We start from the raw sequence: 13,794 nt of genomic DNA, 5'->3' as shown, positions 1-13,794 counted from the left end.
CGGGCGGGTGGACGCGCTCGCCGTCCCGGCCTGGCCGTCGAGCGGGCACCGCATCTCCGTCCAGCTCAGCGACCACCCGAACTGACCCCGACTCAGGGCGCGGGGCCGTTCTCCCGTTCCGGGTCGCCGTGCTCGCCGAGCCAGTAGGCGAGGCGTCCGCGGCGGCCCACCGCGCGGAGCCGGCGTTCGGTGGCCTCGCGGACGGCCTCCGCGGTGACGATGAGCACCTCGTCCCCCTCGGTGAGGATGGTCGTGGGGCCGGGGACGAGGGCCGTCCCGTCGCGGACGATCAGGCTGACGACCGCGGCGGGCGGCAGCCGGAGCTCGGCGATCTCGACGCCGTGCAACCGGGAGCCGACCGGCACGGTCAGGGTGAGCAGCTCCGCGCCGAGCCGGTCCAGGGGAGCGGCCTCCACCTGGACTTCGCGGGCCTGGCCGGGCTGGGTGACGCCGAGCAGCCGCGCGGCGGCGGGCAGGCTCGGCCCCTGGACGAGGGTGAACACCACGACGAGCACGAACACGACGTGCAGCAGGTCGAGCGCCCCCTCGACGCCGGAGACGATGGGGAAGGTGGCCAGCACGATCGGCACGGCGCCGCGCAGCCCCGCCCAGGACAGGAACGCCTGCTCGCGCCACGGGACGCGGAACCCCGGCAGGCACACCAGCACCGAGAGGGGCCGCGCGACCAGCAGCAGGACCAGCCCCGCCACCACGGCGGGGATCACCGCCGCGGGCAGCTCGCTCGGGTCGACGAGCAGCCCGAGCATCACGAACAGGCCGATCTGGCCCAGCCAGCCGGCGCCCTCGGCGAACGAGCGGCTCGCGGCGCGGTGCGGCAGCCGGGCGTTGCCCAGCACCACCCCGCACAGGTAGGCGGAGATGATGGCGCTGGCGCCGACCACCCCGGCGGCGGCGAACGCGAGGATGCCGAACCCGAACGTCGCGAGGGGGTACAGGCCGGTGGCGGGCAGCGCGATGCGCCGCAGCGCGCCGACGCCGACCCGGCCGGTGACCAGGCCGAGGGCCGCCCCCACGGCCAGCTGGAAGAGCAGGTTGCCCGCGACGAAGCCGGCGCTCGGGAAGGCGCCGGTGCCGCTGAACACCAGCACCAGGATGATCGTGGGCGCGTCGTTGAGCCCGGACTCGGCTTCCAGCAGGCCCCGCAGCTTGTCCGGCAGCGGCAGCGCCCGCAGGACGGCGAACGTCGCCGCGGCGTCGGTGGACGACACGATCGCGCCGAGCAGCAGCGCCAGCCGCCAATCGAAGCCCAGCAGCCAGTGCACGCCGGCGGCCGTGACGAGCATGGACACGGCGACGCCGACGGTCGCCAGCACCCCGGCCGGTGCGATGAGCCGCCGCAGGCTGTTCCACGACGTGGACAGGCCGCCCTCGATGAGGATGAGGCCCAGCGCGGCGGTGCCGAGCGCCTGGGCGAGCTGGGCGTCGTCGAAGTGCAGGCCGATGCCGTCCTCGCCCATGATGAGCCCGACGGCCAGGAAGAAGAGCAGGCTGGGCAGTCCCACCCCGTGCGCGACGCGGGCCGCGGTGATGCTCGCGAGCAGGGCCGCCCCACCGGCCAGCAGCACCAGGTACAGGTGCTGCAACGTCATCGCGTCCCTCCCCGTCGTCGTCGGCCGGTACCCGCATCCTCTCCCGGCCGGGGAGGGGCACTTGCACCGGGACCCGCGTTTTTGACCTTGGTCGTCCGGAACAGGTGTGAGCTCCGGTGGATGGGTAGCCAGATAGCGGCGAGGACTCGGGGACCGCGACGGACGGCTGCATAGGGGGTTGACGCCATGGCGGACGATGTGCGTCTCGGCACGCTGACGACGCAGATACCCGCGCGCATGGACCGCCTTCCATGGTCGCGCTTCCACTGGATGATCGTCGTCGGCCTCGGCACGGTCTGGATTCTCGACGGGCTAGAGGTCACGATCGTCGGCTCGGTCGCCGCGCGGCTCACCGAAGAGGGCAGCGGCGTCAACCTGACCGCGGCCGACATCGGGTACGCGGCGGCGATCTACGTCGCGGGCGCGTGTCTCGGCGCGTTGTTCTTCGGGCAGCTCACCGACCGGTTCGGCCGGAAGAAACTGTTCATCATCACGCTGGTCGTCTACGTCATCGCGACGGTGGCGACCGCGTTCGCGTTCGCGCCCTGGTACTTCTTCATCTGCCGGTTCGTCACCGGCATGGGCATCGGCGGCGAATACGCGGCGATCAACTCGGCGATCGACGAGCTGATCCCCGCCCGCGCCCGCGGCCGGGTCGACCTCCTCATCAACGGCAGCTACTGGCTGGGCGCCGCGGGCGGCGCCCTCGCCGCCGTGGTCCTGCTCAACACCGACATCTTCCCGATCAACCTCGGGTGGCGCATCGCGTTCGGCGCCGGCGGCGTGCTCGGCCTGGTCATCATGTTCGTCCGGCGGCACGTCCCGGAGAGTCCGCGCTGGATGTTCATCCACGGCCGCGAGGAAGAGGCCGAACGGCTCGTCGACGGCATCGAGCGCAGGGTCCGCGAGGACACCGGGCAGACGCTGGACGAGCCGGGCGAGAGCATCACGATCCGGCAGCGCAAGGCCATCCCGTTCCGGCAGATCGCCGAGGTCGCGGTCAAGCGGTACCCGAAGCGCGCGATCCTCGGATTCGCGCTGTTCGTCGGCCAGGCGTTCCTCTACAACGCGGTGACGTTCGACCTCGGCACGATCCTCAGTGGCGTGTTCGACGTGGCGTCCGGGACGGTGCCGTACTTCTTCGCGATGTTCGCACTCGGCAACTTCCTCGGCCCGCTGCTGCTCGGCCGGCTGTTCGACACCGTCGGCCGCGTGCCGATGATCTCCGGGACGTACTTCGCCTCGTCGGCCCTCACCATCCTGCTCGGCGTCCTGCTGGTGACCGATTCGCTGACGACGTGGACGTTCATGGCGCTGATCGGCGTGACGTTCTTCTTCGCCTCGGCCGGCGCCAGCTCCGCCTACCTGACGGTCAGCGAGATCTTCCCCATGGAGACGCGGGCGCTGGCCATCGCGTTCTTCTACGCGATCGGCACGGCTGTCGGCGGCATCACGGGCCCGCTCGTCTTCGGCAACCTGATCGAGACGGGCGAGGGGAGCATCATCGCCTACGGCTTCTTCCTCGGCGCCGGGATCATGGCGCTGGGCGGCATCGCCGAGCTGTTCTTCGGCGTCCGGGCCGAGCAGGCGTCGCTGGAGAGCATCGCCAAGCCGCTCACCGCGCACGAGCCCGAGGACGAGGCGGCGGAGCCGGAGCGGAAGCCGGCGAAGGCGGGGGCCGGGCCGGACGTGCGGCCCGAGCGGTGCGCCGCGCTGGAGGCCCGCCGGCACGCCGAGGAGCACCGCGCCCACGCGGCCGAGCACCGCGCCGCCATCCACGAGCTCGCCGCACGCGCGGACGCGGGCGACCGCGACGCCGCCGAGCGGCGCCGGATCGAGGAGATCCTCGCGCAGACCGCCGAGTGGGAGGCCGAGCGGCTCACCGAGGAGGCCGCCGCGCACGAGGAGCGCATCGCCGCCGCGGACGCCGGCACCGAGGGCGAGCGCCGCAGCGCGCTGGAGCGCGCCGCGGCCGCCGACGAACGCGCCGCTGCCCTGCGGCAGCAGGTGGAGGCCCTCACCGCCGAGAACCAGCGGGACGCGGAGATCCACGCCGCGTTCGCCGAGGCCGCGGCCGAGCGGGCACGGGCCCGCGAGCAGCGCGCGATGGCGGAGCAGGCGCAGGCCAGGGCGGCGGAGACCGAGGGCCCCGAGGCGGAGATCGCCCGCGGGCAGGCCGAGACGTACGGCGAATGGGAGAAGATGCACGCCGAACTCGCGCTCGCCCACGCCGCACGGGCCCGGCAGGACGCGGCCGAGGCCGAGCGGCACGAGCGCGAGGCGGAGACGCACCGGATGCGCGCCGAGTCCGCCGCCGACCGGATGGAGGCCGCGCAGCACCGCTCCGCCGCCACGTCCCTCGCCGAGGAGTCCGGCACGGCCGAGCAGGTGCGGCGGGAACGGGAGGCCGCGGCGGAACGGCGCCGCGCGGCCCGCGAGCGCGACGAGCGCATCCGCGAACGCGTCCTGCGCCGCCAGGCCGAGCAGCGCGCCGGGTGGCGCCGCCTCCTCCCGGGCCCCGGCGAGACGTTCTACGCGCCCCGGATGCTCGGGATGGGCCGGACGACCGAGTCCGACATCGCCCTGGACCGCGAGGTCAACGCGATCGCGCAGGCCCTCAGTGAGCACGGCCCGACCAGCCGCCAGCGCCTCGCCGAACTCGTCGGGGCGCGATACTGGGGGCCGGGCCGGTTCCGGGCCGCGCTGCGCGAGGCCGTCCACGAGGGACTCGCCCAGCCGCAGGCGCGCAACCGGTACGCGCCGCCGCCCCAGTCCGCCGAGCCGGAGTCCGACCGATGATGCGCTGCCGAGTCTTCGGCCACGATTACCGATTCACCGCCCACGCCGAGACGATGCGGTGGGACTGCGTCCGGGACTGCGGCGCCGGCGGCAGCAAGACCTATCCCACCGCCGCCGACGCCCGCCGGTACGCGACCGCCTTCGACCGCAAGGACCGCGACGACCTCGGGCGCCGCGCCCCCCTGATCGGCCTGTTCCCGCTGAGAATCCTCCGCGCCCTTCGCGGCCAGAAGCGCGCCTGAAGCCCGCTTACCCACACCTGGCCATCAAGGGCACGTGGGCGGGAGAAGGAAATACGACCGAATTCGGTTCGCCGTAGCGGCCGCAGCGGCCTACCCGTACGGTCACAACGCTGAGCGAATGTCAGCTATGCCATAGACGCGCGCCCGTTCTCGGCCTCATGTATCAGTGTGGAGCTGATATCCGAGTCGGAGTTCCCCGCGTCCTATCTGGCCGCCGACCGCTGCGCGCTGACCGAACAGCGGAGGTTGCTCACGGCCACCCGGGCCCGGCTGGTGGCGCTCGTCGCCGCCGCGGCCTTCGGCGCCCTGAGCATCCAGGCCGGACGCCTGGACCTCGCCGCCCTCGGCGCCGCCACGGCGCTCATCGTCGCGCTGGTCACCGACGTGTACCTGCTGACCGTCCGTCCGGACCGGCACTGGTACGCGTCGCGCGCCATGGCGGAGTCCATCAAGTCCCTGGCGTGGCGCTACGTGGTCGGCGGGCAGCCGTTCGCGCAGCGCGACGGGAACGGGCGCCGGGCGGACGAACTGATGCTGCGCCGGTTCAGCAGCATCACCGAGGCCCTGCGGGGCATCGTCGTGGCGCCGCCGCCGGAGACCGGCCTGGAGATCACGGACGAGATGCGGCGGGTCAGGGCGCTGTCGCTGGCGGACCGGCGGCACGCCTACACGGTCGGCCGGATCAACGACCAGCGCGCCTGGTACGCCGCCCGGGCGCTGATGAACGAGCGGCGGGCCGCGAAGTGGTCGATCGTGCTGGCCGTGATCGAGGCGACCGGCCTGGTGTGTGCGATGCTGAAGGTCGTGCAGGTGATCAACCTCGACCTCGCGGGCGTGGTGGGCGCGCTCGCCGCCGCCGGGGTGGCGTGGCTGCAGACCCGGCAGCACCACCAGTTGGCGGCCGCCTACGCGGTCGCCGCGCACGAACTGGCCGACATCGCCTCACGCGTTGACTGGCCCGAGACCGAAGCGGAATGGGCGCATTTCGTCGACGAGGCCGAGGAGGCGATCTCCCGTGAGCACACCCTCTGGTGGGCTTCGCACAGCTGACGCCTCCGCGGCGCCCCGGCACCGCGTCGCGGTGACCGGCCACCGCGATCTGACGGCCCGCTCGGCCCGGCTGGTGGAGGCGCGGATCCGGGGGCTGCTCGCCCCGCGCGCCCCGCGGCTGGTGGGGATCTCCTGCCTCGCGGAGGGCGCCGACCTGATCTTCGCGGACGTCGTGCTCCAGCTCGGCGGGACGCTGGAGGCGGTCCTGTGCGCCCCCGACCGCCGCGAGGCACTCCCCGCTTCGCAGCGCGCCCGCCATGACAGGGCGCTCGCCGCGGCCACCGAGGTCCGCCGGCTCCCGTTCGCGCGCTCGACCCCCGCGGCCCATCGGGCGGCGAACCTCGCCATGCTGGACGCGGCGGACGAACTGATCGCCGTCTGGGACGGCCGCCCGGCCCTCGGCCCCGGCGGCACTGCGGAGGCCGTCGACGAGGCCCGCCGCCGCGGCATCGCGGTCAGCCTGGTCTGGCCCCGCGGCGCCGCCCGGACCTCCCGCCCGGTCACCTCGGGCTGAGACCCGGCGGCGACCGTCCACAGCCGGTCATTCTTTCGGCCTGGCGGCGCGGGCATGTTCGGTTACACTCGGTGCGTGTGCTGTCTCGTACAGTACGGTCCTTTCGTCGAGCCGAGTTGAATCGGGATGAGCCTTGGACCGAACAAGAGTTTTCCTCGCCTGGTCCCAGCAGGTTTCCGAGGAAAGCGCCCTGAACAAGGCCCTTGAAATCGTGCGCAAACAGCTCGCCGAGCGCGAGTACGAGATCTACGACTGGAGTCAGCAGCAGCACATCCGCAATATCGGCGCGGAAATCGAGAACCAGCTGAGCCGGTCCGATCTGGTCATTCTGGAAGGGTCGTCGGGACGTCCCAACCTGGCGTTCGAGGTCGGCTTCGCGCGGCGTGCCGACATCCCGGTCATCGTCCTCAAGCAGGAGGACACGGCCGCGCTGCCGGAGGACTTCGGGGCGCCCAAGTACCTGGAGTACCCGAACGACGCGAGCTGGGAGGCGAACTTCAAGCGGTTCGAGGCGGACCTCCGCCGGCTGCTCGACAACCTCCAGGACGGCGTGCTCAGCCCCGGCCACCGGGAGCTCCGCCGGGCGCGCACCGAGTTCAACCACCGCGTCCAGCAGATACTGGACTCGTACCCGAAGGACCATTCCCACCTGTACCTGATGGACGGCCTGGTCCGGGCGCTGGCGGGCGGAATCCGCGAGGGCGGGCAGTCGATCATCTCCGCGCATTCCGATTACTACGTGCGGATGTTCAACGCCCTGCAGAAGCGCACCGGCCTCCGCGTGAAGGCGATCGCCGACCTCACCGACGACACCGAGCCGTTCTGGAAATCCTCCAAACCCGACCTCAGTACGCCGGTCGGTGAACGCGTCTTCCTCGTCGACTGGAAGCTCTTCTTCGAGCGCGAGGCCGAGCTGTCCCGCTACATCGTCACCTGGCACAAGGAGCTCCAGCGGCACCGCGACTACAAGATCTTCGTCGCGACCAAGGAGGACATCGACCCCCGCGCCCGGCACCCGTTCAGCACCGAGGCGATCGGGCTCAACCTGCTGCTCGTCGAGGACGACGCCACCTTCGGCGGCTACTGCCGCAACCGCGAGTCGGGGCAGCAGGTGTTCATCATGGAGCACGACGAGCACCGCTGCGACAGCGCGCGCGTCTTCTACAACGCGGTGGTGGAGGGCGCGGTCGAGTTCGAGCCGTTCGACGACTTCGTCAGCCTCAAGCGGAAATGGCTGAAGAAGCACCAGATCGGCCACTGGGACCTGGCCTGGAACCAGCAGACCGAGCGGCGCCCGCCCGCCTACTTCGACCGCTACGACCAGCACGTCCGGTGCTGGATCCCCCTCTACAACGACCTCATCTCCGAATGCGCGGCCGCCGTGGCGCGCGAGGTCCTGCACATCCGGCAGGGCACCGGGAAACCGGTGAACCTCCTGGAGATCGGCCACGGCACCGGCAGCCTGATCTCGCAGATCCTGCCCTGGATCAAGCACCTCAGCAGGCCGTCCGAAGCCCTCGGCGACCTCCCACCGGTCGGCCGCTACTACGCGGTCGACCGCGCCGAGCGGATGCACAACATCGCGCGCGAGCACCTCGGCGACGACGTGAACTCCCGCGTCCACCTGCTCAAGCAGATCGCGTGGCAGGGCGTGCGCGACGACCTCCGCCACGACGTCATCTTCGGCTCCCTGGTGCTGCACTTCATGCTCGACCGCTCCGCCGGGCAGGGCAGCGCCGACACCTTCTTCAAAGAGAGCCTGCGCCGGCTGAAGCCGGGCGGAAGCCTGGTCTTCTCCGATTCGTTCGGCATCGACGAGGGCTCGGGAATGGACGTGGACGAGGCCGTCCGGCACTGGCGCGAAGCCATGATCGCCCACGGGCTCTCGGAGGAGTACGCGACCGGCTTCATCAGCGGCAACTCCGACATGGTCGGCGCCTTCTCCTGCGAGGAGCTCAAGGAGATCGCCGCGCGGAACGGCCTGGTCTCCGTGGGGGACCGCTCGGTCGGCACCCTTCCGTTCTTCAAGGTGCTGACGTTCCGGCGTCCCGCTCACAGCGAGGAGACGTAGCCGAGGGCGAGCGCCCTGGCGGTCGCGGCCACGGCCGCGTCGGGCGGCAGGAAGTCGGGCTGGTGCAGCGGGACCTGCGTGAAACCCGGCGCGCCCCGCAACCCCACGAAGATCATGAGGGACGGGCAGACGGCCCGGTAGTGCGCGAAGTCGTCCCCGCCGCACGACCGCCACGGCGGCGCGATCCCGAACCCCACCTGCTCGGCCAGCGACCGGGCGGCGCGCGCGAGGCCCTCGTCGTTGACCAGCGCCGGCTCGCTCTTGGGGAACGTCAGGGAGGCGTCGCAGCCGTGCGCTTCGGCGATGCCCGCGGCCATCCGCGTCACGGCGTCCCGCAGCCGATCCTGATCGTCTTCGTCGAGCGCGCGGAACGTGATCTTGGCTTCGGCCCGGTCGGGGATGATGTTCTCCGCCGTCCCGGCCCGCACGCTCCCGACCGTCAGCGTCGCCGCCCGCGTTGGGTCGACCCGCCGTCCGACCAGCCCGTTCAGGCCGATGACGAGATGGGCGAGGGCCAGCACGGGGTCGGTGGCGTGATGGGGGTAGGCGGCGTGCCCGCCCGCGCCTTCGATGACGATGTGGACGGCGTCCGCGGCGGCGTTCACGGCCCCCGGCTCGATCCCGAGCCCGCCCCAGGGCAGCTCCGGGTGCACGTGCGCGGCGACCGCGGCCCGCACGCCGACCGCCAGCCCGGGCGCGTCGACCAGCGCCAGCGCGCCGGACGGATGGCGCTCCTCGCTGGGCTGGAAGACCGCGGTGAGCCGCGCCGGCAGCCGGGTCCGCATCCGGTGAGCGGCCCGCGCGAGCGCGACGAGCGCCGCAAGATGGACGTCGTGTCCGCAGGCGTGCATGGTGTCGCCCGCGGCGGCGAACCAGGCCCCGGTCCGCTCCTTGATCGCCAGCCCGTCGAGCTCGGCCCGCACCCACACGGTGTCGAGCACCGGATCGCCGATGCTCACGAGCCGACCCGTCCCGGCGAACCGCTGGCCCTCGACCGGCAGCGCGGCTTCGACGAGCGCGATGGTGACGTGTTCCTGCGCGCCGAGCTCCGGGACGCCGTGCAGCCGATGCCGCAACTCGACCGCGGCCGGTATTTCGTCGTCCAATAAGGCCAGCAGTTCCCGAAGCGCCTCGGCTTTCACGTCACGCCCGCCCCATTCCATGCCGTCGAGGCTCAGAATGACACCCTGCGGAAAGGCTGCCAAGTGCGCCGCAAGTGACAGATCGGCGGTTCAGGGCCGGTGGCGGTACCAGAGCTTTTCGACGGGGGAGGACAGGAAGAGCAGGAGCAGCGTCCAGTAGTTCAGGACCGGGATGGCCAGCGCGAGGACGAGCGCGAGGGCCAACAGGGCGGCGGCGGTGACGGTCCCGGGGAGGGACTCGGGCGGCGGCGGGTCGGTCGTGGACGCCAGGTCGGGGTCGGCCCGGACGACGAGTTCCAGCCCGGCCTGGAACAGGACGGCCATGAGGATCGTGCCGATGTAGAAGCCGGCCGTGAACCGGTCGCCGCCGTAGACACCGACCATCTCCGTCGGGAACGGCAGGATGATGATGGCCAGCAGCCACCCGACATTGCACAGGATCAGTGGCGTGGAGTAGGCCCGCACGTGCCGGAAGAAGTCGTGGTGCACGAGCCACAGCCGGCTGATCACCGCGAAGCTCAGCAGGAACCCGAAGATCTCCGGCTGGTGCTCGGTGACGACCTCGACGGCGCTCAGCCCGTTGCGCGCGGCCGGCGGCACGACGTCCACCAGCGGCAGCACGAGCAGCGTGATGGCGATCGCGACGACGGCATCGGTGAAGAACACGAGCCGGTCGGGGTCTCTCGGGATGGCCACCGTCCCGACTCTGTCACCCACCACGCCGAGCCCCGGTAAAAGACCCGGCAACACCACGAAAGACGTCCCGTGCCCCGGGCCGGGCTCTCCGCAGATGTTGATGCATCAACCAAATCGGGTACGATAGTTGATGTATCAACCAACGCTGCCGTGGTCTGGAGTACTGCTGTGGGCACCTACGGACATTCCCTGCGGTTCGGAGTAGAGGTCTTCGGGGCCGCGGACGGTGACGCCGTGACGGCCGCCTCGGAAGCGGAGCGCCTCGGCTTCGACGTGGTGACCTTCCCCGACCGGGAGGCCGAGGGCGAAGGCGATGCGCCGAGCCTGGCGGCGTGGACGGCCGCGCGGACCAGCACCGTCCAGGTGGGCGTCTCACGACTCCAGACGCACGCCCGCCCCGCCTCCGTGGTCGCCCGTGGAGCGGCGAGCCTTCAGTTGCTCTCCGGGGACCGGGCGATGCTGGCGCTGGCGACGTCACCGGCGGCCGAGGAGGCCGTCGCCGTGATCCGGGCGATGCAGGACACGGCCCGGAGCCGCGTCACTTCACCGGGAGCCCACCACCGTCTCGCCGGCGCCGAGCCCGGCCCGGCACTGGACCGGGAGATCCCTATCTGGCTGACCGGGTCGGACGCTGCCGCCGCGGCTCTGGCCGGCCGTGTCGCCGACGGATGGCTGGTGAACCTCGACGAGGCGGGCGTTGAGGGGCTCGCCGAACTCACCAGGACCCTCGACCGCGCCGCCACCGAGGCAGGACGCGACGTACGCGAAGTGCAGCGCGGGGTCACCTTGTCCGACGAGGAGATATTCGACATCGACACCCTGGTCGCCCTGTCGGTAGGCCAAGGCGTGAGCACGTTCCTGGTCCGTGTGATGGAGGACGCGAGCGAAGACCTTCTCCGGCGGGTCAGCGACGACGTGATCCCGGCCGTCCGCCAGGCCGTGGAGGCTGCGCTCCCACCGGGTGCCTTGTCCTCAAGACGGTTGCGGCGCGCCGACGTCCGCGCACGGCGCCGCCCCGGCATCGGCTACGACGAGGTGCCTGAAAACCTGGCGGAGCGTGCCGTCGAACCCGGCGATCCAGCTTTCGGCAAAGTGCGTTCGACGTACCTGCGCGGCGGCGATCCGGGCCTGGTGCTGCGCCCCGGAAGCGCGTCCGAGGTCGCCGACGCCCTCGGCTTCGCGCGCAGGCACACCCACCTACCGCTGGGAATCCGCAGCGGCGGGCACGGGATCAGCGGCCGCTCGACCAACGACGGCGGCCTGGTCATCGACGTCGGACGACTCGACGACATCACCGTCCTCGACGAAACAGCTCGGCTGGTCCGCATCGGCCCCGGCGCCCGCTGGCGCGACGTCGCCACGGCGCTGCACCCCCACGGATGGGCGCTGAGCTCCGGTGATTACGGCGGCGTGGGCGTCGGCGGACTCGCCACGGCCGGCGGGATCGGATTCTTGAACCGCAAGCACGGCCTGACCATCGACCACCTGCGCGCGGTGGAACTCGTCCTGGCCGACGGCACGCTGGTGCGGGCCAGCGATACAGAGAACCCCGAGCTGTTCTGGGCGGCCCGTGGCGCGGGCGCGAACTTCGGTGTCGCGGTCGCCTTCGAGTTCGCCGTCGACGAGGTCGAAGAGGTCGGCTGGGCCCAGCTCGCGTTCCAGGCCCCCGACCCCGCCGCCTACCTCCAGGCGTTCGGCGAGGTCATGGCCGACACCCCGCGCGAGACCACCCCGTTCCTGATCCTCGGCCAGGGCGTCGCGCAGGTGATGGCGATGGTCGATTCCGCCGACCCCGACGTGATCGTCCGGCAGCTGCAGCCGTTCGCCGAGATCGCCCCCATGGTGCAGCAGCAGGTCGTCATCGCGCCGTACGCCGCAGTGATGAACATGTTTCCCGAAGCCCCGCACAACGGACGCGGTGAACCGATCTCCCGGTCGGCCCTCACCCGCGAGATCACCCCCGGCTTCGCCTCCGCGTCGGCCGACCTGATCCGCAGCGGCGCGTCCCACTGGTACCAGATCCGCACCGTCGGCGGCGCCGTGAGCGACGTACCACCGGACGCCACCGCCTACGCCCACCGCGACGCCCGGTTCGCCCTAGCGGTCATGGGCACCAACGCCCAACGGCTGGACCGATGGTTCGAACCGGTACGCCGGCACTCCCATGGCCTCTACCTCAGCTTCGAGAGCGGCCGCGACCCGGCCCGGATCAACGACGCCTTCCCCCCGGACACCCTGACCCGGTTGCGGCGGCTCAAAACAGAGCTCGACCCCCACAACCTGTTTCGAGACAACTTCAACATCGTCCCCGCCCTCGCAAGGAGCGCCTCATGAAACCCGCCTACGGCCACGACCTCCTCTTCGGCACCTTCGTCACCCCGACCAACCACCCCGTCCACCAGGCCGTCGAGCAAGCCGTCGTCGCCGACCGCGCCGGCCTGGACCTGGTCACCTTCCAGGACCATCCCTACGTCCCGCGCTTCCACGACACCTCGACCCTCCTGGCCTACGCCGCCGCCCGCACCGAACGCGTCCACCTGGCGGCGAACGTCACCAACCTCCCGCTGCGCCCCCCGGCCGTCCTCGCCCGCGCCATCGCCACCCTCGACCTGCTCAGCGGCGGCCGCATCGAACTGGGCATCGGCGCCGGAGCCTTCTGGGACGGCGTGGTCGGCATGGGCGGCCCCCGCCGCACCCCGGGAGAGTCCATCGAAGCGCTCGAAGAGGCCATCACGATCATCCGCGGAATCTGGGACACCGGCGACCGCAGCGTGCTGTCGACGCCTGGGAAGCACTACGACGTCCAGGGCGCAAAGCGCGGCCCCGCCCCGGCGCACCCCGTCGGCATCTGGGTCGGCGCCTACAAGCCCCGCATCCTGGGCCTGGTAGGCCGCGCCGCCGACGGATGGCTGCCGTCCATCCAATACCTCCCGGGCGGCCTGACCGACCTCACCGAAATGAACCGCCACATCGACGAGGCCGCCTCCGCCGCGGGCCGCGACCCCAGCGACATCCGCCGCTTCCTCAACATCGGCGGACACTTCACGTCCCAGAACCACGGCTTCCTGCAAGGACCACCCGCCCAGTGGGCAGAGGAACTGACCGAGGTCGCCCTCACCTACGGCACCAGCGGCTTCCTCCTCGCCTCAGACGACACCACCCTGACCGAAGCCTTCGCCGCCGAGGTGGCCCCCGCAGTCCGGGAACAAGTAGCCCGCGAGAGCGAAGCGTAATGAACGAAATCTGGCTGGACGAGGACGAACAACGCACCTGGCGCGCCTTCATCCAAATGCACGCCCAACTACTCGCAGTCCTCGCGCAGGGCCTGAAGACCGACTCCGACATGTCGATCTCGGACTACGAGGTCCTGGTCATCCTCACCGAAGCCCCCGACGGCACACTGCGCGCCCGAGACCTCAGATGCCGACTGCAATGGGAGAAAAGCCGCCTGGCCCACCACATCCGCCGAATGGAACAACGCGGCTACGTCCGTCGAGACACCTGCACAGAAGACCTACGAGCCCCAATAGTCAGCATCACCGAACTGGGCCGAAACACAATCCAAGTCGCAGCCCCCGCCCACGTAACCCAAGTCCGCCAACTATTCTTCAACGCACTAACCCGCCCCCAACAAAAGGCCCTACGCGAAGCCGCCGAAACAGTCCTAAAA

General features: G+C 71.3%; 11 protein-coding genes. 8 read left to right on the top strand and 3 right to left on the bottom strand.

Annotation, left to right across the window (positions count from 1 at the left end; translation table 11 throughout):
* Nucleotides 1–92 precede the first annotated feature (92 nt).
* Nucleotides 93–1,610 (bottom strand): potassium/proton antiporter, encoded by a 1,518-nt coding sequence (locus E1200_RS23000; protein ID WP_131954140.1) that lies wholly within the window; start codon nucleotides 1,608–1,610, stop codon nucleotides 93–95.
* A 186-nt stretch (nucleotides 1,611–1,796) separates the two neighbouring features.
* Here E1200_RS23000 and E1200_RS34945 point away from each other — a divergent pair, with 186 nt between their 5' ends.
* From E1200_RS34945 to E1200_RS22975, 5 genes are all read left to right on the top strand, one after another.
* Nucleotides 1,797–4,409: an MFS transporter gene (locus tag E1200_RS34945; protein ID WP_131954139.1), complete on the top strand. Its 2,613-nt coding sequence runs from the start codon at nucleotides 1,797–1,799 to the stop codon at nucleotides 4,407–4,409.
* A complete protein-coding gene (locus tag E1200_RS22990; protein WP_131954138.1) occupies nucleotides 4,406–4,651 on the top strand; it encodes a hypothetical protein in 246 nt (81 codons plus the stop codon). The genes E1200_RS34945 and E1200_RS22990 overlap by 4 nt, the downstream gene beginning before the upstream one ends.
* 168 nt (nucleotides 4,652–4,819) lie before the next feature.
* Entirely contained in the window at nucleotides 4,820–5,701 is an 882-nt protein-coding gene (locus E1200_RS22985; protein ID WP_165950427.1) for a DUF4231 domain-containing protein, read from the top strand.
* A gap of 31 nt (nucleotides 5,702–5,732) precedes the next feature.
* A complete protein-coding gene (locus tag E1200_RS22980) occupies nucleotides 5,733–6,215 on the top strand; it encodes a hypothetical protein (protein ID WP_243708763.1) in 483 nt (160 codons plus the stop codon).
* A gap of 211 nt (nucleotides 6,216–6,426) precedes the next feature.
* Nucleotides 6,427–8,286 (top strand): class I SAM-dependent methyltransferase, encoded by a 1,860-nt coding sequence (locus E1200_RS22975; protein ID WP_131954135.1) that lies wholly within the window; start codon nucleotides 6,427–6,429, stop codon nucleotides 8,284–8,286.
* On the opposite strand, the gene E1200_RS22970 is transcribed toward E1200_RS22975, so the two are convergent.
* Both E1200_RS22970 and E1200_RS22965 read right to left on the bottom strand, forming a co-directional pair.
* Nucleotides 8,268–9,428 (bottom strand): M20 family metallopeptidase, encoded by a 1,161-nt coding sequence (locus E1200_RS22970; RefSeq protein WP_165950426.1) that lies wholly within the window; start codon nucleotides 9,426–9,428, stop codon nucleotides 8,268–8,270. The two genes, E1200_RS22975 and E1200_RS22970, sit on opposite strands and share 19 nt — an antisense overlap.
* Before the next feature lie 90 nt (nucleotides 9,429–9,518).
* Complete coding sequence (locus E1200_RS22965) at nucleotides 9,519–10,124, bottom strand: TMEM175 family protein (RefSeq protein ID WP_131954133.1); 606 nt, start codon at nucleotides 10,122–10,124, stop codon at nucleotides 9,519–9,521.
* Nucleotides 10,125–10,292: 168 nt separating this feature from the next.
* Between E1200_RS22965 and E1200_RS22960 the strand changes: the two genes are divergently transcribed.
* The 3 genes from E1200_RS22960 to E1200_RS22950 all read left to right on the top strand — a co-directional run.
* Nucleotides 10,293–12,458, top strand: a complete 2,166-nt coding sequence (locus E1200_RS22960; protein WP_131954132.1) for an LLM class flavin-dependent oxidoreductase — start codon at nucleotides 10,293–10,295, stop codon at nucleotides 12,456–12,458.
* Entirely contained in the window at nucleotides 12,455–13,357 is a 903-nt protein-coding gene (locus E1200_RS22955; RefSeq protein ID WP_131954131.1) for an LLM class flavin-dependent oxidoreductase, read from the top strand. Before E1200_RS22960 ends, E1200_RS22955 begins: the two co-directional genes overlap by 4 nt.
* Nucleotides 13,357–13,794 (top strand): MarR family transcriptional regulator (locus tag E1200_RS22950; RefSeq protein ID WP_131954130.1); only part of this gene is annotated, 438 nt, incomplete at its 3' end. The genes E1200_RS22955 and E1200_RS22950, both read left to right, overlap by 1 nt.

The sequence above is a fragment of the Actinomadura sp. GC306 genome, assembly GCF_004348665.1.
Taxonomy (GTDB): Bacteria; Actinomycetota; Actinomycetes; order Streptosporangiales; family Streptosporangiaceae; genus Spirillospora.
Note: the sequence above shows the minus strand (reverse complement) of the source record. Positions and strands in the feature narration are given on the sequence as shown.